This is a genomic window from Rhizobium sp. BR 314 (assembly GCF_047445805.1).
GTDB classification, from domain to species: Bacteria; Pseudomonadota; Alphaproteobacteria; order Rhizobiales; family Rhizobiaceae; genus Rhizobium; species Rhizobium lusitanum_B.
In genome coordinates this window covers 69,857-88,456 of sequence record NZ_JARWLA010000020.1, presented here as the reverse complement: position 1 = coordinate 88,456, position 18,600 = coordinate 69,857, and the positions used below count along the sequence as shown (strand labels likewise).

Below are 18,600 nucleotides of genomic sequence, written 5' to 3'. Positions count from 1 at the left end.
CTACGTCTTTGATTCTAGAGCGGATTCAGACTTCAGGTCGAACAGACCTAGAGCCATCCGGCTCCATGGGGCAGCGCCTACCGCAATCGGTTGCCCGCGCTGTCGAACAGGAATGCCTTGGCCGCCGATAGTGCCACGGTGAGCTTGTCGCTGTTGCCTGTAGTGCGGGACTCCTCGCGTTCGATCACGATCTGCTCGTCGGCAGCGATATTGGCGTAAATGTAGCTGGTATTGCCGAGATGCTCCGCAACGTCGACATCGACGGTCAGATCCGCATCGCCGCGCCCGGCGTCGAGGAAATGTTCCGGACGCACGCCGATCGTTACTTGTTGGCCGACCTCCGCCTTTGCCGCGGCAACGGGAAGCGTGAGGCGAACATTGCGCTGGCTCTTCAGCACGATGACGACGCTGCCGGGCTGGCTGTCGACCACCTCGGCGCGCAGGAAGTTCATCTTCGGCGAGCCGACGAATCCGGCTACGAACTGGTTGGCCGGGTCGTCATAGAGATCGAGCGGAGCGCCAACCTGTTCGATATTGCCGCTGCGCAGCACGACGATTTTGTCGGCGAGCGTCATGGCCTCGGTCTGGTCGTGCGTGACATAGATCATCGTCGTGCCGAGCTTCTTGTGAAGGCGCGAGATTTCGACGCGCATCTGCACGCGCAACTCGGCATCGAGGTTTGACAGAGGCTCGTCGAACAGGAAGATCTGCGGCTCGCGCACGATGGCCCGGCCGATGGCGACGCGTTGGCGCTGGCCGCCAGAGAGCTGCTTCGGCCGGCGTTGCATCAGCTCCGATATCTGCAGGATCTCGGCGGCTTGCTTGACGCGGCGATCGGTGTCGGCCTTCGGATTGCCGTTCATGCGCAGGCCGAAGTTGAGGTTCTGCTCGACTGTCAGATGCGGATAAAGCGCATAGGACTGGAAGACCATGGCGATGCCGCGATCGGCGGGCTCCACATCATTGACGAGGCGGCCGCCGATCTTCAGTTCGCCGCCGGAAATATCCTCCAGACCGGCGATCATGCGCAGCAACGTGGACTTGCCGCATCCCGACGGACCGACGAAAACGACGAACTCGCCGTCCTTCACCTCGAGATTGGCGCCGTGAATGATTTCCAGCGCACCGTAGCGTTTGACGACATTGGTAAGAGACAGTTCAGCCATACGGGTCCCCGGAATTATTTGATTGCGCCGGCGGCGATGCCGGCGATGAAGTGGCGCTGCAGGAGAACGAAGATGATAAGGATCGGCGCCGTCAGCATCACGGCGCCGGCCATGATACCGCCCCAGGATACCCTGGTGAGGCCGATGAGCGTCCCGAGCGCCACGGGCGCGGTCATCATTCCCGGCCGGGAATTGATGAGCAGCGGCCAGAGGTAGTTGTTCCAGGAAGCGAGGAACAGGATGATGGCGAGCGCCGCCATCGTCGGCCTTGCGAGCGGCAGGGCGATGCGCAGGAAGATCTGCCATTCCTTGACACCCTCGACGCGCGCTGCATCGAAAAGTTCGCCCGGCATCATCGAGAAGGCCTGGCGCATGAACAGCACTCCGAGCGAATTGAAGAGCGGCGGCACGATCAGCGCGACCCATGAATTGGCCAGCCCGAAATCGCGCGCCACCATGATGAACTGCGGGATGACGACGACGGAGTAGGGCAAGGTGATTGTGCCGAGGATGATGCCGATGACGCCTGAACGGCCGGCGAACTGGTAGCGCGCCAGAGCCCATCCGGCCATCGAGGTCAGCAGCACAGACAGTACGGTATAGATGACCGCAACGACGATGGAGATCGTCATGGCGCCGATGAAGTTGGTATCTGCCTGCAGGTTGCGGACGTTGTCCATGAAACCTGTCGACGGTGTCAGGATGATACCTGGGCTGAAAATGCCGTAGTCGGGCATTGTGGAGAAGACGAACATCATCCAGAGCGGAAACAGCCAGATGATGGCGAGCGGCGCCAGCAGGCCGTGCAAGGCGAGCGAGCGGATCAGAGTGGATTTGGACTTTGATTTCATTTCGCTTCGCGCCCCACCCAGAGATTGAGAAGAGAGATGACCACCGCGAGTGCCGCCATCGTGTAGGCGATCGCCGAGGCATAGCCGAAGTTGGTCGACTGGAAGGCCTGGCGATAAAGCAACAGGCCGAGCGTCTCCGTCCCGCCGCCGGGGCCACCCCTGTTGGTGATCAGATATGGTTCGGTGAAGAGCTGCATGGTGCCGATGACGGACAGGACCACGCAGAACAGAATGATCGGCTTTAAGAGCGGCAGGGTGATATGGATGAACTGCTGGAAGCGGTTGACACGGTCGAGCGTCGCGGCCTCGTAGACATCCTCGGGGATCGATTGCAGCCCGGAGAGAATGATAATGGCGTTGTATCCGGCCCAGCGCCAGGTGACGGCTATGATGATAAGAACCATGGCGGCATGAGAGTCTGCAAACCACGACACCGGCGAAATGCCGACACCGCCGAGCAGCTTATTGATGATGCCGAAATCGACATTGAACATCAGGCGGAAGACAGCCGCATAGGCAACTTCGCCGACCACGACGGGTGCGAAGAAGGCGAAGCGGAAAATGCCGCGCGCCTTGAGCAGTGGTGAATTCAGCAGCACCGCCATGACCGTGGCGAGCGTGATCATGACGGGTACCTGGACGATCAGGATTATAAGCGTGTTTTGAAGCGCGTTATAGAAGGCTGGGTCGCCGAACAGGCGCCCCCAATTGAGCGGCAGGTTGAAGGTCCAAGGATTGACGCGGGTGTTCTGGAACGAAATCAGGAACGAATCGATGATCGGCCACACCCAGAAGGCCGTAAACACCAGAAGATAGGGCGCAAGAAACGCATAGGCGCTCCGGTTCTGCAGCCGCATGAAAGCCTCCTCCTTTATGCGCAGTGAAGTGACACGTGACGTCGCATCCCCGCCGCCGAAGGGGCGGCGGGGATGCCGGGCGCGGCTTGGGATGCGCGCCCGGCAGTGTCACTCATTTCGCGAGCGGCAGACCTGTCGCCGAGGCGATCTGCTGGGCTGCATCGTCGAGCGCCGCCTTGCCGTTCGGATAGCCGCCGGCAAGGTATTTCGTCTGGACGGCCTTTATGATCTCGTCGGCGTCGCTGAAGTACGGCGTGCCGGGGTTCGGGCGGATCTTCGGCAGGGTGGCGAGGATGTCAGTCCAGATTTTCTGGCCGCCCCAATAGGGCTGCGGCTGGTTGACGAAGGGATCCTGAACCGCGGTCAGCAGCGACGGCACGAGGCCGAAGGATTTCAGCATCGTCACCTGGCCCTCATTGGTGCCGAGCGTGTATTCCAGGTACTTCCAAGCGGCTTCCTTGTTCTTCGAGCCGTTGGCAATCGCCAGCGAAGAACCGCCGAGATTGGCAGCATGAGGGCCGTCAGCCGTCATGCTCGGCATCGGATAGACGCCCCATTTGCCGGCGAGATCCGGCGAGGTGGAGCGGACGGTGCCTTCATACCAGCCGCCATAGAGCTGCGATGCCACCTTGCTGGCAGTGTTCGCCTGGATTTTCTCGTTCCAGTTCGCAGCGCTCAGTAGGCCCGCGTCCTTGATTGCCTTCACCTTTTCCAGGGCCTTGACGCAGGCCGGCTGGTTGACAGTGATGCTCTGGCTGTCGTCCGAGAAATAGCCGCAGCCCTGTTCGTTGGCGAGCATACGGAACCATTCGGTGTCACCGTTGAGATCGGCCTGCGCCATGATCACACCGGGATTTGCGGCGGAGATCTTCTTGCCGGCCGCGATGAAATCGTCCCAGGTCTTGACCGTTGCCGGATCGACGCCGGCTTTTTCATACATGTCGCGACGGTAGAACATCGTGACCGGGCCGGAATCCCACGGCATCGCATAGGCGGCGGCGCCGACCTCAAGCTCTGCGCGCTTGAAATCCGGGAACTGCTTCTTAAGGCTGTCGTTGTAGCCGAGCTTCGTCAGGTCGGTCAGGCAGTCCGGGAAGCGATTCCAGAAGATCGAAGCCTTGTGGTTTTCGATCGACATGACATCGGGCAGGCCGTCGCCGCCAGCGGCGCAGGCAGCCAGCATCTTGTCGAAGACTTGGGGGTTGCCGATGTCCTGCACATCGACCTTGATATCCGGATATTTCTTATTGAACCCCTCGACCGTGGACTTCAGCGCCGACGCGGCGATGTTCCAGCTCCAGACTGTAATGGTCGTCTGTTCTGCATAGGCAGAACCGGAAGCGAGCAAAGCGGCAAGCGCAGTCGCTCCAGCAAGTTTTAAACGCATTGAAAATCCTCCCTTTTCAATTGCTGTCCGCTAGCGAACGCGCTTAAATTAGCTTCAGGTACGCTTCTGTCTCCTAAAAAGGGAACATCGACTTGGCGAAAAGTAAGGTGGGTCAAAGAGCGGTCTATCAGCCGGGCGCAAGCAGCGTCGAAGGGCTTCCGACATTCCTGCAGATGTTCCACAACCATCCGCTGCCGATGGCAAAGCCGCATTGGCATGCGCAGGTGGAGGTGAACTACATCGTGCGCGGCACCGTGCACTACCGCATAGGCGATCACGAGCTTACTCTGAAGGCAGGGGAGATCTGCCTTTTCTGGGGTGGCCAGCCGCACCAGCTTGATGAACTGTCCGAAGACGCGATCTATGCGGGCGCGCATCTGCCGCTCGTCCATTTCTTCCGGCTGCGTCTGCCGCTCGACATCTCCGGCCGCCTCATTCGCGGACAGACGCTGATAAGTTCGGCAACCGATGCCGCCGATGACGAGAATTTCGCGCGCTGGTACCGCTATGTCATGTCGGATGACGGGGCCAAGGCCGAGCATGCCGTTGCCGAACTGCTCCTGCGGTTGGAGCGCATCGCTTTCGAGCCTTATCGCATGATGCCGGAGAAGGAAGAGGGCCTGACGAACGAACAGGCCCATCCGCAATCCTCTCGCAGCCTGGCCAGAATGTGCGACTTCATCGCCGAGAATTTCCTGGACGACATCGATACCGTCGATATCGCCAAGGCTGCGCGCCTTCATCCGAAATATGCCATGAACCTCTTCAAGAAATCGACAGGCATGACGCTCGCGAAGTATGTGAACCTGCTGCGCCTTTCTCGTGCCCAGGCGATGCTGATGCGCGACGGCGCCAATGTGTTGCAAGTCGCCATGGACAGCGGCTTCGGCTCGATCAGCGCCTTCAATAAGTCTTTCCGCCACATTGCCGGTATGACGCCTTCCGATTTTCGCCGCGACATGCGCGTGCTTTCCGCGATGAATGTGGAAGCCCTCGAATCTTCCATTAGACGCCCTCCGCAGGTTCAGCGTTGAGACCCCTTGCGGTCGCTGCCGATCCCGAGCATTGCTGGTGACAATGTGGGAGGAGATTTCAATGCGGCAGTTTTCGGCTTGTATCGAGTGGTTGTTCGCGCGCGACGGCGATGCGTTTGCGGATCGTATTCGGCGAGCGCATGAGGCGGGTGTGGCCGCGATCGAATTCTGGCACTGGCGGAACAAGGATCTAGGTGCAATCGCAACCGCCGTTGCCGAGACGGGTATCGCGGTGTCCGGCATGGTTGCCGAGCCGATGATCGCACTTACGAATCCGGCAAACAAAGAAGCCTGGCTGGAAGGTCTGCACCAGTCCGTCGCCGTGGCGCAGCGCCTCGGAGCGTCCGTCTTGATTGCGCAGGCCGGCGATGATTTGCCTGAGTTTTCACGCGCAGAGCAGCGGGCGTCATTGATCGAGACTCTTACCGCCGGCGCGGATATTCTGAAGGGATCCGGCGTTCGGCTCGGCCTTGAGCCGCTGAACACCAAGATCGACCATGTCGGCTACTATCTCTCTTCGACCGCTGAAGGTCTGGATATCGTCGACGAAGTCGGCCGTCCTGAAATAGGCATCGTCTATGATCTCTATCATTCGGCCGTTATGGGTGAAAACACGCAGGAAGTCGTTGCCGATCGGATCGAGCGGATCGTGCATCTCCATGTTGCCGACCACCCCGGCCGCAGCGACCCCGGCACTGGCCGGATTGACCTTCGGGAGCGGCTCGATTGGTTGTTTGCCCAAGGCTATCGCGGCAGGGTGGGGCTGGAATACAGGCCGGCGACCAGTAATGCCTCTGCCGTTCGTGCGGTGATCAAGTCGCTTGGCGGCTAGGCCTTCCGGAAAGCGTCAGGTTCTACACCGGCTCCATCATACCGAAGACGGCAACAAGACCGATCACGGCAACCCCAATGACGATCTCGGCGATGCTGCCAAGCCGGAGTGCCCGCAAGGCGCGGCGCGGATTTCTACCAATCCAGGGGACGAAGACATAACGATTGACGATGGCCAGAAGCGCCATGCCTGCGACCAGTGCGATCTTGACGGCAAGCAGCCTCTGGTAGGGCGAGGACCAGTCGGTCGGCAGCCGCTTCAGGATCAGCATGGTGTTGGCGATGCCCGACAGGATGACGAGGGCAACGGCCCAGTGTCCGACGGTGGAGAACCGACGCAACGCACGCTGCGAATCCGCCTTGCATTCCGGCCTGCCGAGAAGCCGCAAAATCGAGATCAGCGGCACCAGTGCTCCCAGCCAGCCGCCGCCCATCAGCACATGGAAAACGTCGTTGCCGCGATGGACTTGGCGTAGCCAGCCTTCCAGCATAGAAGCATGACCGGTGAGGGAAAGTGCCGCCAGCCCAAAGCCGGACGCACATGCCAAACCAAGGCGGCGCCGGTTTTCCGGCAGCAGGAAGGCGGAAAGCATCAGCACGGCTGCAATCGCCTGCGCCCGCCAGGCTTGGCCAACCGTCGTATCGAGAAGGACGTCGCGGACGATGCCGATATCAAGCCCGTCGCTCCAGCCACTTCCGATAAGGGCCGTTGCCGCCGGCAGAGAGATCAGTGTCGTCAGGGCAGCGATCACGGCGATCAGGAAAAACGGCCTCGCCAACAATCGCCAGACAGTGTCGGCGAGCGTGCTTGGCACCAAAAGGCAGAGATAGGCGCAGGCACCCCACAGCAGCATCAGCGATGCACCGTGAAAGAAGCGGCAGAGTTCCAGCACAACAGTAGGGTTCATCAAGACTTCACGATAAAGTTACAGCCTACATCGAAGATCGACGCTCCGGGCTAGGGGTTGATCCATTCCTGCGGAATGCCGGTGCAAGGCCGCGCCGCCGATGCCGGAATAGCGTGAATATATACCGGGGTCTGCAATCCGGGCGATCGGCCTTTCTCCCGTTAGGATCTCAAGCGCGATAGAATTGCGGATACTCCCTGTCAACTTTCTCCATGCATAAAGGCGTCGTTCGAGGCGCTTTGCCGCAAGGCAACCCGGTACCGCAGGCCCCAATCGGTCGCGATACCGCCTGTGGGCGTCGATTCCTGCTTTTTGGCACAGAATCGTCGCTTTTGAGTTCTCTTACAGAGATTGCCAAGGCGTCTCGGGGTGTATGCTCGAAAGGGAGTTCTATGTCGGCAGCTAGGATACGCGAAAGGATGGCTCATGGTTTCGGCCATCGCCGGTCTCGCGAACGGCTCGAAAATCTCGATATGCCTACCTATGTCATTGGCGACGTTCATGGCCGATACGACCTCCTGAGCGCACTGGAACGCAAAATCGTTACCGACGCTGCCGGACTTCCTGGTCGCAAGCTTATCGTCATGCTGGGAGACTATATCGATCGCGGCCCTGCCTCGGCCCAGGTCGTCGGTCGACTGATGGCGCCGCCGCCCAAGGGCTTCGATCGCATCTGCCTGACCGGCAATCATGAAATGGAGATGCTTGCCTATATCGATGGTGAGATATCTCTGGATGACTGGATGGCGCTTGGGGGCGATGCCACTCTTGCATCCTATGGTGCGGATATCCCGACATTGCGGCAGCAATATCCGAGCCAGAAGAAACTCGACACCTTCCTGCGAACCTGGCTACCCGACGATCACATCAATTTCCTGCGGCGTTTGCCGATCATGCTGGATACGCGGCAAGCCCTGTTCGTCCATGCCGGCATTGATCCGGATCGTTCGATTGCGGATCAGCAGGACCACGATCTCGTCTTCATCCGCTCTCGTTTCTTTGATACTGCGCAACCGCTGCCCAAGCTTATCGTGCACGGCCATACGCCGATCGCCCAGGTCGATGCCCACGGCCTCCGGCTCAATCTCGACACCGGTGCTTTTCGCACGGGTAAGTTGACTGCGGCGCGGTTATGGCAGGGCCGTATCAGCATTACTTCAACCTAGAGAGTTTCCGCTTTCCTTGAATTGCGGAAACCCTCCATCCTCCTGCTTTCTTACGCATTTCAGATGCAAAGCCGTTGCGCCTCCTTGCCGGAGGCGCTGATTTGCCGGCTATACGTTGCCCATGCAGAGATACTTCATTTCCAGGTAGTCATCGGCGCCATGGCGCGAGCCTTCGCGGCCAAGGCCGGATTGCTTGATGCCGCCGAACGGCGCGGTCTCCGACGACATGATGCCGGTATTGATGCCGACCATGCCATATTCCAGTGCTTCCGCCACCCGCCAGACCTTTTTCAGGTCGCCGGCGAAGAAATAGGCGGCAAGGCCGAATTCCGTATCGTTCGCCTGCGCGATGACATCCTCGACCGTTTCGAAGCGGAAGAGCGGTGCGACCGGGCCGAAGGTTTCTTCGCGGGCGACCTTCATCGTCCGGTCGATACCGGTCAGAATGGTCGGCGCGAAGAAGGTACCGGCACCTTCAATACGCTTGCCGCCGAGCAGGATCCGCGCGCCCTTCGATACCGCATCGCGAACATGATCTTCCGCCTTGGCAACGCCTTGCTCATCAATCAGCGGCCCGATGGTGACGCCCGGCTTGAAGCCGTCTCCGACGGCAAGCGCCGAGACCTTGGCCGCGAGCTTGGCAGCGAAGGCATCATAGACATTGGACTGAACATAGATGCGGTTGGCGCAGACGCAGGTCTGGCCGGCATTACGATATTTCGAAGCCAACGCTCCTTCGACGGCGGCGTCGAGATCGGCATCGTCGAAGACGATGAAGGGCGCATTGCCGCCGAGCTCGAGGCTGACCTTCTTGATCTGGTCGGCGCACTGGCGCATCAGGATGCGGCCGACTTCGGTCGAGCCGGTGAAGCTGATCTTGCGCACCTTCGGATTACCGCAAAGCTCGCGGCCGATCGCCGGGCCATCCGTGCCGACGATGACGTTGAAGACGCCGGCTGGAATGCCTGCTTCTTCTGCGAGGACAGCAAGCGCAATCGCCGTCAATGGCGTCTGTTCGGCCGGCTTCGAGACGATCGTGCAGCCGACGGCCAGCGCCGGAGCAATCTTGCGGGCGATCATCGCGGCGGGGAAGTTCCAGGGCGTGATCGTGCCGACGACGCCGACCGGTTGTTTGATGACGATCATGCGCTTGTCGTTGGACGGCGCCGGGATGGTTTCGCCATAGATGCGCTTGGCTTCTTCCGCATACCATTCGACATAGGACGCGGCGTAGAGGATTTCGCCTCTCGCTTCCGGTAGCGGCTTGCCCATTTCGGCCGTCAGGATGTTGGCCAACTCATCGGCATTGGCAACCATGAGATCGAACCACTTGCGCAGGATGACGGAGCGTTCCTTGGCCGGGCGTCCGGCCCAGGCCGCCTGTGCCGCATAGGCGGCGTCAATCGCGGCCGTTGTCTCGGCAACACCCATTTCGGGGAGGCTGGCGAGCACTTCGCCGGTGGCGGGATTGATGACATCGAAGGTCTTCGTCGCACTACCCGCCGTCCAGGCGCCGTTGATATAGCCGGCGGCCCGCAGGAAGCGCGAGGAGAATGGCACATGCTTGGTCATTGCGGTCGTAAAGGACATTTCATGCACTCCGACAGTTTTCGCCCGGCATGCCGCACGGGCTGATCGTAAAAATGGATCACAGGATCTGGCGCGGTCAGCGACCGGCGCTGGCTTCCAGCAGAGATACCTCGAGAATATCGAGCGCCTCGCTGAACACGTTGTCCTGAATGGTGATCGGCGACAGAAAGCGGATCACATTGCCATGGACGCCACAGGTCAGCAGAATGAGCCCCTTGTCGAGCGCGATCAGCCGCACCTTGTTGGCGAAATCGGCGCTCGGCAGCTTCGTCGTCGCATCGTTGAATTCCACGGCATTCATGAATCCGGGGCCGCGGATATCCGCGATCTCGGGCACCTTGTCGCGCAGCGATTCCAATCGTTGCTTCAGGCGCGAGCCGAGCTGGTTGGCGCGGTCGCACAGGCCCTCGTCGGCGATGACGTCGAGTACGGCGTGGGCAGCGGCGATACCAAGCGGATTGCCGCCGTATGTGCCGCCTAGGCCGCCCGGACCGGGTGCATCCATGATTTCGGCGCGGCCGGTTACGGCGGCGAGCGGGAAGCCGCCGGCAAGGCTTTTCGCCATGGTGACGAGATCCGCGGCCACTTCATGATGATCCATCGCAAACATCTTGCCGGTGCGCGCAAAGCCGGTCTGCACTTCATCGGCGATCAAGAGAATGCCGTGCTGGTCGCAGATTTCGCGCAGCGCCTTCATGAAGGCTGAGGGCGCCGGATAGAAGCCGCCTTCGCCCTGGACGGGCTCGAGGATGATCGCGGCCACGCGCTGCGGATCGACATCGGCCGCAAAGAGCTTCTTCAGTGTCACCAGCGATTGTTCGACGCTAACGCCATGCAGCGGCACGGGGAAGGGCGCATGGAAGACGTCGCCCGGCATCGGGCCGAAGCCGATCTTGTAGGGCGCGACCTTGCCGGTCAGCGCCATGCCCATGAAGGTACGGCCATGGAAGCCGCCGCCAAAGGCGATGATGGCGGAGCGGCCCGTGGCGGCGCGGGCGATCTTGATGGCGTTTTCGACCGCTTCTGCACCCGTCGTCACGAAGATCGTCTTCTTGGCGAAGTTACCGGGGACGATCGCGTTCAGCCGTTCGGCCAGATGGACATAGCTCTCATAGGGCACGACCTGATGGCACGTATGCGTGAAACGATCGAGCTGCTCCTTGACGGCGGCGATGACGCGGGGATGGCGATGGCCGGTGTTCACCACCGCGATGCCGGACGCAAAATCGATGTAGCGGCGCCCTTCCTTATCCCAGATCTCGGAATTTTCGGCACGATCGGCATAAATCTGCGTCATCATGCCGACACCGCGAGAAATGGCGGTATTTTTGCGCTCGGTCAGGGTCATCGCTGCGGCTCCCAGAAAGCAGTTCTGAATTATCTTGCAGAAGTTCTGCAAATTATTTAGAAAACTCCTACATTTTTCCTGCAAGATTTCAAGCGGGATTTTGTGTGGGTGACAAGAATGCGCTGGAGGCTCCGATTCCGTGCCGCGCGGGTCATGCGAAGCGTTCCAGGCGGGCCCCGGCGCATTGAAAAGCTACCTCGTTTCTTAAATCGATTTAGGGAGTTGTGCAGTTGGCGTTTCATTCGTGCTAAGCAGATCGAAAGACCAGAGCATCGTCGGGAGGTCAGCAGCGGCTGTCTGTCCGGAATGTGCTGGGAAATAAGAAAATTGAGCATTCTCGCGATTCGCAGAAAACCGAAAATGCTTGAGAGATCAGGGATCATTGGCAAATGAGCAGCATCGAGCCCGAGCGCTATTTAGTGCGCTACAAGGTGGCGGAAGCGGCGCGTCTGGCCGGCGTGTCGGCTTCCACCTTGCGCCTATGGGAAAGCCAGGGGCTGGTGGTGCCTTCCCGCTCTGAAACGGGACACCGTCAATATAGCGCCGAGGATGTGGCGCGGTTGAAGCGTATTTCCTGGTTCCGGGCCGAGCGCGGTCTCAACCCCGCAGCGATCCGTGAAGCGCTCGAGACGGAGGAGGGCGGCGCCTCCGGTTTGGAGAATGGCGAGCAATCGGCATCCTCCGATATCGGCCGCCGCTTTCGCTCGCTGCGCCACGCCGCCAGCAAGACATTAGAGCAGGTTGCGGCCGACATGGGCATGACGTCCTCGACATTGTCGACGCTGGAGCGCACGTCGCAGGGCGTCAGCTTCAAAACCCTGCATGATCTTGCGGATTATTACGGCACCACCGTTTCGCGCCTGTCAGGCGAGGAGCGTGAGGATGTGCCGGCCTTGATCCGATCGGGCGAATGGCGGGCCTGGCCGGCGACCACGCCCGGAGTGACGGTGCAGCTGCTGGCCGAAGGGCGGACGATGATGGATTGCCATCGCTTCGTGCTGGCGCCCGGTGCTGCGAGCGAAGGCGCCTATCGCCACGAGGGTGAGGAGTTCATTCATGTGCTGGCCGGACGCCTGGAACTGGTGCTCGACAGCGACCAGTTCTTCGACCTGCTGCCCGGCGATTCGCTTTACTTCGAGAGCCGCCGTTATCACTCCTGGCGTAACCGGCACGACGGCGAGACTGTGCTGCTCTGGATCAACACGCCGCCGACATTCTAGAGGCTCGCAAGAAAAATGCGCAGCGGATTTTCGCCTTGAATACGCGAAGAAACAACAAGCGCCAGATGTGACGGTATCGTTATCTACCCGTCTGTTCTATAGAACGGACGAAAAACGAACTCAGAAAAACAGAGCCGGGAGAATCTCATGGCTGCCACCATCCGCTATCATGAAGGCGATATTTCCGCCGCCGATGCCGCCCGCTACACCGGCGCCATCGCAATCGATACCGAGACCCTCGGCCTCATCCCGCGTCGCGACCGGCTTTGCGTCGTGCAGCTGTCGCCGGGCGACGGCACGGCCGATATCATCCGCATCGCAGCCGGACAGAAGCAGGCGCCCAATCTCGTCGCCATGCTTGCCGACCCCGCGCGCCAAAAGATCTTTCACTATGGCCGCTTCGACATCGCCGTCCTGTTCCACACCTTCGGCGTCACCACCACACCTGTCTTCTGCACCAAGATCGCATCGCGCCTCTGCCGCACCTACACCGATCGCCATGGCCTCAAGGATAATCTCAAGGAAATGCTTGAGGTCGATATCTCCAAGGCGCAGCAGTCGTCCGACTGGGGAGCGGAAACGCTTTCGCCCGCACAGCTCGAATATGCGGCCTCGGATGTGCTTTATCTTCATGCCCTGCGCGAAAAGCTGACGCAGCGTCTGCTGCGCGACGGCCGCATGGATTACGCCGACGATTGCTTTGCCTTCCTGCCAACCCGTGCCAAGCTCGATCTTCTCGGCTGGGAAGAGGCGGATATCTTCGCGCATAGCTGACGGCTGCGCTCATCAGGCAAAATTCGAGGGCCGGTGCCGCGAAAGTGGTGCCGGTTCTCTCATTTAGGAATCCATTAACGATTCGACTGCTATTTTGCGGATGGTTTCCAGCTCATCGCGTTTGCGTATCGCCACCCGGGTTATCTGGCGCTAGGAAATCCACCGGCCGCATGAGCGGCCTTGATTGAACCTGCCCCCCGCTTCCATCGTCGCCTTGCCAGACAAAGGAGCATGTCATGTTGCTTCCCGCCGTTGGTGCCGTGTCCGCTGTAAGCGCGTCCATCGAAAAACCTGTCGTCGTAACGGCGGAAACGTCGGGGCTGCAGACCACGGCAACGCCGATGGCGGTCTTGTCGAGCGCGGTCAGTGCCAGCGTCGAAGGCAAGCTGAACATGCTGCTGGTCGCAGCGCGCGAGCGCATGTTCGACAGCCTCCTTTCCGCTATCGATACCGCCGCGCGCGCATTGAATCTCGCGCGCGAGCCCGGCGAGAGCAATGCCGTCTATGCGCAGCGTGTGGCTGCCGCCATCAGCAATCTTTCGCCGCAGCAGCTTGCCGCGGCCCAGCAGCGCATGGATGCGCAAATGAGCACGCCCGTGCCGCTGCCGCTACTTGCTGCGGCCCTGGCGGATCCTGAAAGCCCGCAAACCGTCCAGCTGGCACTCGGCCTGGAACAGGCATCGACAGTTGAGCCTGACGCCGTGTTGAAGGCGGTCGTCAATTCCTACGGGCAGAATGCCGGCGAAGCGAAGGCTGCAGCAACCCAGTCGCTCGCGCCTGCGATACTGCAGAAAGTCGCCGATATTGCTGCCCAGGCGGCAAGCCTGGCATCCCCCGTGAAAGAGCCGACGTCCGCTGGCGCCACTGCACAGCCCATGCAGACGGCACCTGCACTCCAGGAAGCGGCTCAGTCAGGCGCGACAAGCCCCTCTCCAGCGACCACAACTCAGGCCGCTTCCGGGCAAGCGCTGCCGCAAACTGGAACAGTTACAGCACCGCAAGCTGCTCCCACTGCTTCCGCCGGCCTTGGCATCAACGCCGCAACGACTTCACCCTCGCAGCCGGTACCTCCTCCGGGCAATCCGGTAGCGGGGCCGCTTTTGGCGGCGATCGTCGCCGAAGCCAAGCTTCCGATCGAAATCGAGTTGATCAGATCGCCGCTTGCGCCGCCGCCTGTGCCACGGGATATCCAGCAAATCCAGGCCGATCTCAAACAGGGGCTGCAGGTTGTCATCAACCCGCCCGCCATGGCCATCAATTCCGATCTGCTGCAGATCATCAACAATCCGGCGGCCTCCGTCGAAAAGATCATAGCGCAGGCGCTGATGGCCAATGCCGCGGGACAGACGCAGCAGCAGCCCGTCGATGAAAGCGGCAGGAGCCATCCCATCCCGCCCATCTCGGCGCCGGTCGCACTGGCGAGCGAAGAGGAAATATCAGTCCCTCTCGCAGCGCTTTCCGGTAGGCCGCAAGCTCCGGCGTCTGCTGCGGCTGCGATTGCGATGTACAATACGGCCGAGCAGGCCGGAATGCCGGTGTCCCTGCCGATTGGCGTGCCCTTTGCTGTCGCCAACTACCTGCCGGCTGCTGCGCCCTCCAAGGCGAGCGAACAGAAGCGGATCGATCGTGTCGATCCCGTCGGTGATGAGGAAAGTGAGCATCCCGACGAAGAGGAGACGGCGCAGCACGAGGATGAGGACGAGCCGCGCGCGGAAGAGCCACCGGCTCAGATGACGGAAGAGACGTCCGGCGATGCCGAGACGCAAACCGACTCACGGCAGTCCTCTAGCAGTTCGCCGGAGCTGGCTGCCCTGCCGCGGCCTTCGCCGAGCGATCGCCAGCAAGACCACGCCTTTGATTTCTATCGGCGCATGGTCACCTGGGAGTAGGGCTTCCCGCAACGGGCGGATCAGCCGACCCGAATTCTCCACAACGGACAAGGAAAAACCCGCCGGATCGCTCCGGCGGGTCTTTTGTTTTCAGGCTTCTACCGAAGATTATTCGGCGTTGCGGTTCTTCAGAGCCGCACCCAGGATGTCGCCGAGCGAAGCGCCCGAGTCGGACGAACCGAACTGAGCAACAGCTTCCTTCTCTTCTGCGATTTCCAGAGCCTTGATCGACAGCATGATCTTGCGGTCCTTCTTGGAGAAGTTGGTGACGCGAGCGTCAACAACCTGACCAACCGAGAAACGCTCAGGGCGCTGCTCGTCACGGTCACGCGACAGATCGGCGCGGCGGATGAACGAGGTGATGTCTTCGTGGTTGACGAGCTTCACTTCGATGCCGCCTTCGTTGACTGCGATAACTTCGCAGGAAACGACTGCATTCTTGCGCAGGTCGCCGGAAGCGGCGGCTTCGCCGACTGCATCCTTGCCGAGCTGCTTGATGCCGAGCGAGATGCGCTCCTTCTCAACGTCGACGTCGAGAACGACAGCCTTGACGACGTCACCCTTGTTGAACTCTTCGATGACCTGTTCGCCCGGACGGTTCCAGTCGAGGTCGGAGAGGTGCACCATGCCGTCCACATCGCCGTCGAGGCCGATGAACAGGCCGAATTCGGTCTTGTTCTTGACTTCGCCTTCGACTTCGGTGCCAGCCGGATGGTTGCGGGCGAATGCTGCCCACGGGTTTTCGAGCGTCTGCTTCAGGCCAAGCGAGATACGGCGCTTGGTCGGATCGACTTCGAGAACGACCACTTCGACTTCCTGGCTCGTGGACAGGATCTTGCCGGGGTGAACGTTCTTCTTGGTCCAGGACATTTCCGAGATGTGGATCAGGCCTTCGATGCCCGGCTCCAGCTCGACGAACGCACCGTAGTCGGTGATGTTCGTGACGGTACCGGAAATCTTCTTGCCTTCCGGATACTTGGCCTGGATGCCATCCCACGGATCGCTCTCGAGCTGCTTCATGCCGAGCGAGATACGGTGGGTTTCCTGGTTGATGCGGATGATCTGTACCTTGACCTGCTGGCCGATGGACAGGATTTCCGACGGATGGTTCACACGGCGCCATGCCATGTCGGTGACGTGCAGCAGGCCGTCGATGCCGCCGAGGTCAACGAACGCACCGTAATCGGTGATGTTCTTGACGACGCCGTCAACAACCTGGCCTTCTTCGAGGTTCTGAACGATTTCAGAACGCTGCTCGGCACGGGACTCTTCCAGAACCGTACGACGCGAAACGACGATGTTGCCGCGGCGCTTGTCCATCTTGAGGATTTCGAAGGGCTGCGGGTTGTGCATCAGCGGGGTAACGTCGCGGATCGGACGGATGTCGACCTGCGAACGCGGCAGGAAGGCGATAGCGCCGTCGAGATCGACGGTGAAGCCGCCCTTGACCTGGTTGAAGATGACGCCTTCAACGCGCTCGCCAGCTTCGAACTTGGCTTCGAGCTTGATCCAGCTTTCTTCGCGGCGAGCCTTTTCGCGCGACAGAACAGCTTCGCCAAGTGCGTTTTCGATACGCTCGACGTAAACTTCGACTTCATCGCCAACCTTGAGCGTGCCGTCCTTGGCGCGTGCACCGAATTCCTTCAGCGCGATGCGGCCTTCGACCTTGAGGCCGACGTCTACAACGGCGACATCCTTTTCGATGGCGGTGATGATGCCCTTGGTGACATAGCCTTCAGCCAGGTCGTTCTTGGCAAAGGATTCTTCGAGAAGGGCTGCGAAATCTTCGCGAGAGGGGGAAGTTACAGACATAAAATCTCCTGGCGTGTCCTGATCATGCAATCTGGACACTGACGCGCCGGTGGTTCGCGTTAAACGGGCCTGACCCCAGTCCGCCTTCCTTTGAAGGGAAAGCTATCCGGCGCTTGGACGGAATGTCAGGCTATTTTGAAATCGGCGGTCCCGGCGCGAAGCGCACGAAAGCCGCTCATATTTTCAGGCATTTCGGCTCAGAGCGGCATCGACGAGCGATTTAGCCTTCTGAAACGCCGCTTCTATACTCATTTCTGAGGTATCTAGCAAGTACGCGTCTTCAGCTGGTTTCAAAGGGCTGTCGGTGCGGCCCATGTCGCGTTCGTCGCGTCGTTTCACATCCTCGAAAATGGCAACGTAATCTGCGCTGCCGCCGGCGTCGATGATCTCCTCGTAGCGCCGCTTCGCCCGAACTTCGGCCGAAGCAGTCACATAGAGTTTTACCGGTGCGCCCGGGCAGACGACGGTGCCGATGTCACGACCGTCGAGCACCGCACCCGGTGTTTTTGCGGCAAAGCGGCGCTGCGCTTCGACCAAAGCCCGGCGGACGGCCGGCATGACGGCGATCTTCGAGGCTGCCTCGCCGATCTCGTGCTGGGAGAGGATAGTCCGGTCGAGCCCGGCCAGATCGACCCTGCGCGCCATGCCCTCGGCAATCATTTCGTCGTCGAGCGGCAGCCCGGCATCGAGGAGCGCCTTGGCTGTGGCGCGGTAGGTAAGGCCGGTATCGAGATGATGATAGCCGTAGGTTTCGGCGATCCGGCGTGCCAGAGTTCCTTTGCCGGCGGCCGCAGGCCCGTCGATGGCGATGATCATGTCTTCCTTCGTCCCTACATCGTCTCTCGCTATTTGCTGTAGCGACGCACCAGTTCGGCCATTTCCGTTGCCTCTGCGCGATCGATCGCCGAAAGGCCTTCGGCGACGCCCTGTCGGTCAGCCAGCGGCCGGTTCTGGCTCACCTTCCATTTGCCGTCAATCGTCTCGATGTCGATTTCGATGCCGACGATGCCTTTCATCTGGGCGGCGATGAATTCCGGCGGCGCATCCTCTACCGCCCAGGGCTCAGCGCGATCGTTTTCGTTTTCGCCGGTCAGCGCGCCGATCTGCGCGCGCAGCCAGGCGGGATCCTCGATCGTCCGCGCGGCTCCGCGTACCTGCACGATCGCATAATTCCAGGTCGGCACCACCTTGCCGGTCTCCCGCTTCGTCGCATACCAGGAGGGCGTGATGTAGGTATCGGCGCCCTGGAAGACGACGAGAAGGGGTGCGCCCGCCGCAATCTCCTTCCATTGGCCGTTTGCCCTGGCAATATGGGCTTGCAGCGTCCCCTTGGACGAAAGCTCCGCATTCAGGTGAAACGGCACGGCATTGGCGATCAGTCCAGCGCCACCCGCCGTGATCAGCAATCCCAGCGGATGGGCACGGATCAGTTGGTGTTGCGTGCCGAGATCGTCTTCGCGATGATGTGGAGGCTGATACATGGCTGCGGTCCGTTTGTGGCGCCATTCTGAGGAAAGCCAGCAAGCAAGGCTTCGAATGGCCAATGGCGCGGTCTATCAGCCCTTAGCTTCAATCGTCGCGCCCAATCTTGTCATCATAGCAAAAAATCGGGAAAACATCGTGGCTATGTCGCTCAGGCAGGGGGCCGTCGCGGCCGGCTGCAATGCTCTTGCGCCGGAGGTTCGAGGGTTCGCATCGACTTGCTGGTACAGGCCCGTTGACCCCTCATCGCGTAATGCACGAAAACCGCGTGCAAAGCGGCATGAA

At 60.5% G+C, this 18,600-nt stretch carries 16 protein-coding genes; 6 read left to right on the top strand and 10 right to left on the bottom strand.

The features are described from left to right. Positions 1-77: 77 nt before the first annotated feature. The 4 genes from QD461_RS22745 to QD461_RS22730 form a co-directional block, all read right to left on the bottom strand. Positions 78-1,166: an ABC transporter ATP-binding protein gene (locus QD461_RS22745; RefSeq protein ID WP_414089770.1), complete on the bottom strand. Its 1,089-nt coding sequence runs from the start codon at positions 1,164-1,166 to the stop codon at positions 78-80. Between the two features lie 14 nt (positions 1,167-1,180). Further along, a complete protein-coding gene (locus tag QD461_RS22740) occupies positions 1,181-2,017 on the bottom strand; it encodes a carbohydrate ABC transporter permease (RefSeq protein ID WP_400677387.1) in 837 nt (278 codons plus the stop codon). After that, entirely contained in the window at positions 2,014-2,874 is an 861-nt protein-coding gene (locus QD461_RS22735; RefSeq protein WP_184709640.1) for a carbohydrate ABC transporter permease, read from the bottom strand. The genes QD461_RS22740 and QD461_RS22735 overlap by 4 nt, the downstream gene beginning before the upstream one ends. A gap of 112 nt (positions 2,875-2,986) precedes the next feature. Then, positions 2,987-4,261, bottom strand: a complete 1,275-nt coding sequence (locus tag QD461_RS22730) for an ABC transporter substrate-binding protein (RefSeq protein WP_414089769.1) — start codon at positions 4,259-4,261, stop codon at positions 2,987-2,989. A gap of 86 nt (positions 4,262-4,347) precedes the next feature. On the opposite strand from QD461_RS22730, the gene QD461_RS22725 reads away from it, so the two are divergent. Both QD461_RS22725 and QD461_RS22720 read left to right on the top strand, forming a co-directional pair. Next, positions 4,348-5,295 (top strand): helix-turn-helix domain-containing protein, encoded by a 948-nt coding sequence (locus QD461_RS22725; RefSeq protein WP_414089798.1) that lies wholly within the window; start codon positions 4,348-4,350, stop codon positions 5,293-5,295. Positions 5,296-5,356: 61 nt separating this feature from the next. Next, positions 5,357-6,127: a TIM barrel protein gene (locus QD461_RS22720; protein WP_414089768.1), complete on the top strand. Its 771-nt coding sequence runs from the start codon at positions 5,357-5,359 to the stop codon at positions 6,125-6,127. 22 nt (positions 6,128-6,149) lie between these two features. Here the strand turns inward: QD461_RS22720 and copD are convergent, their stop codons facing one another. Continuing rightward, complete coding sequence (copD, locus tag QD461_RS22715) at positions 6,150-7,034, bottom strand: copper homeostasis membrane protein CopD (protein WP_414089767.1); 885 nt, start codon at positions 7,032-7,034, stop codon at positions 6,150-6,152. A 392-nt stretch (positions 7,035-7,426) separates the two neighbouring features. Here copD and QD461_RS22710 point away from each other — a divergent pair, with 392 nt between their 5' ends. Then, positions 7,427-8,200: a metallophosphoesterase gene (locus QD461_RS22710; RefSeq protein ID WP_414089766.1), complete on the top strand. Its 774-nt coding sequence runs from the start codon at positions 7,427-7,429 to the stop codon at positions 8,198-8,200. A 108-nt stretch (positions 8,201-8,308) separates the two neighbouring features. On the opposite strand, the gene QD461_RS22705 is transcribed toward QD461_RS22710, so the two are convergent. Together QD461_RS22705 and QD461_RS22700 are read right to left on the bottom strand one after the other, a co-directional pair. After that, positions 8,309-9,790 carry an NAD-dependent succinate-semialdehyde dehydrogenase gene (locus QD461_RS22705; RefSeq protein WP_414089765.1) on the bottom strand — a complete coding sequence of 494 codons (1,482 nt, stop codon included), beginning with the start codon at positions 9,788-9,790 and terminating at the stop codon, positions 8,309-8,311. A gap of 76 nt (positions 9,791-9,866) precedes the next feature. Beyond that, positions 9,867-11,138 carry a 4-aminobutyrate--2-oxoglutarate transaminase gene (locus QD461_RS22700; RefSeq protein WP_414089764.1) on the bottom strand — a complete coding sequence of 424 codons (1,272 nt, stop codon included), beginning with the start codon at positions 11,136-11,138 and terminating at the stop codon, positions 9,867-9,869. Between the two features lie 389 nt (positions 11,139-11,527). Here QD461_RS22700 and QD461_RS22695 point away from each other — a divergent pair, with 389 nt between their 5' ends. From QD461_RS22695 to QD461_RS22685, 3 genes are all read left to right on the top strand, one after another. Further along, positions 11,528-12,358 (top strand): MerR family transcriptional regulator, encoded by an 831-nt coding sequence (locus tag QD461_RS22695; RefSeq protein ID WP_414089763.1) that lies wholly within the window; start codon positions 11,528-11,530, stop codon positions 12,356-12,358. A 147-nt stretch (positions 12,359-12,505) separates the two neighbouring features. Continuing rightward, positions 12,506-13,132 carry a ribonuclease D gene (locus QD461_RS22690; protein WP_414089762.1) on the top strand — a complete coding sequence of 209 codons (627 nt, stop codon included), beginning with the start codon at positions 12,506-12,508 and terminating at the stop codon, positions 13,130-13,132. A 236-nt stretch (positions 13,133-13,368) separates the two neighbouring features. Then, positions 13,369-15,021: a hypothetical protein gene (locus tag QD461_RS22685; RefSeq protein WP_414089761.1), complete on the top strand. Its 1,653-nt coding sequence runs from the start codon at positions 13,369-13,371 to the stop codon at positions 15,019-15,021. Between the two features lie 108 nt (positions 15,022-15,129). Here the strand turns inward: QD461_RS22685 and rpsA are convergent, their stop codons facing one another. The 3 genes from rpsA to QD461_RS22670 all read right to left on the bottom strand — a co-directional run bounded on the left by rpsA (position 15,130) and on the right by QD461_RS22670 (position 18,314). Continuing rightward, positions 15,130-16,833 (bottom strand): 30S ribosomal protein S1, encoded by a 1,704-nt coding sequence (rpsA, locus tag QD461_RS22680; RefSeq protein ID WP_092854221.1) that lies wholly within the window; start codon positions 16,831-16,833, stop codon positions 15,130-15,132. A 183-nt stretch (positions 16,834-17,016) separates the two neighbouring features. After that, positions 17,017-17,649: a (d)CMP kinase gene (gene cmk / locus QD461_RS22675; RefSeq protein WP_414089760.1), complete on the bottom strand. Its 633-nt coding sequence runs from the start codon at positions 17,647-17,649 to the stop codon at positions 17,017-17,019. A 29-nt stretch (positions 17,650-17,678) separates the two neighbouring features. Further along, positions 17,679-18,314, bottom strand: coding sequence for an FMN-binding negative transcriptional regulator (locus tag QD461_RS22670; RefSeq protein WP_414089759.1), 636 nt, complete (start codon positions 18,312-18,314; stop codon positions 17,679-17,681). Positions 18,315-18,600 lie beyond the last annotated feature (286 nt).

What these genes read in the sequence shown, in the direction of transcription:
- QD461_RS22690 (WP_414089762.1), top strand. Translation starts at nt 12,506, where the DNA reads ATGGCTGCCACCATCCGCTATCATGAAGGCGATATTTCCGCCGCCGAT.
- QD461_RS22740 (WP_400677387.1), bottom strand. Translation starts at nt 2,017, where the DNA reads ATGAAATCAAAGTCCAAATCCACTCTGATCCGCTCGCTCGCCTTGCAC.
- rpsA (WP_092854221.1), bottom strand. Translation starts at nt 16,833, where the DNA reads ATGTCTGTAACTTCCCCCTCTCGCGAAGATTTCGCAGCCCTTCTCGAA.
- QD461_RS22670 (WP_414089759.1), bottom strand. Translation starts at nt 18,314, where the DNA reads ATGTATCAGCCTCCACATCATCGCGAAGACGATCTCGGCACGCAACAC.
- QD461_RS22700 (WP_414089764.1), bottom strand. Translation starts at nt 11,138, where the DNA reads ATGACCCTGACCGAGCGCAAAAATACCGCCATTTCTCGCGGTGTCGGC.
- copD (WP_414089767.1), bottom strand. Translation starts at nt 7,034, where the DNA reads ATGAACCCTACTGTTGTGCTGGAACTCTGCCGCTTCTTTCACGGTGCA.
- cmk (WP_414089760.1), bottom strand. Translation starts at nt 17,649, where the DNA reads ATGATCATCGCCATCGACGGGCCTGCGGCCGCCGGCAAAGGAACTCTG.
- QD461_RS22720 (WP_414089768.1), top strand. Translation starts at nt 5,357, where the DNA reads ATGCGGCAGTTTTCGGCTTGTATCGAGTGGTTGTTCGCGCGCGACGGC.
- QD461_RS22745 (WP_414089770.1), bottom strand. Translation starts at nt 1,166, where the DNA reads ATGGCTGAACTGTCTCTTACCAATGTCGTCAAACGCTACGGTGCGCTG.
- QD461_RS22735 (WP_184709640.1), bottom strand. Translation starts at nt 2,874, where the DNA reads ATGCGGCTGCAGAACCGGAGCGCCTATGCGTTTCTTGCGCCCTATCTT.
- QD461_RS22710 (WP_414089766.1), top strand. Translation starts at nt 7,427, where the DNA reads ATGTCGGCAGCTAGGATACGCGAAAGGATGGCTCATGGTTTCGGCCAT.
- QD461_RS22705 (WP_414089765.1), bottom strand. Translation starts at nt 9,790, where the DNA reads ATGTCCTTTACGACCGCAATGACCAAGCATGTGCCATTCTCCTCGCGC.
- QD461_RS22730 (WP_414089769.1), bottom strand. Translation starts at nt 4,261, where the DNA reads ATGCGTTTAAAACTTGCTGGAGCGACTGCGCTTGCCGCTTTGCTCGCT.
- QD461_RS22685 (WP_414089761.1), top strand. Translation starts at nt 13,369, where the DNA reads ATGTTGCTTCCCGCCGTTGGTGCCGTGTCCGCTGTAAGCGCGTCCATC.
- QD461_RS22695 (WP_414089763.1), top strand. Translation starts at nt 11,528, where the DNA reads ATGAGCAGCATCGAGCCCGAGCGCTATTTAGTGCGCTACAAGGTGGCG.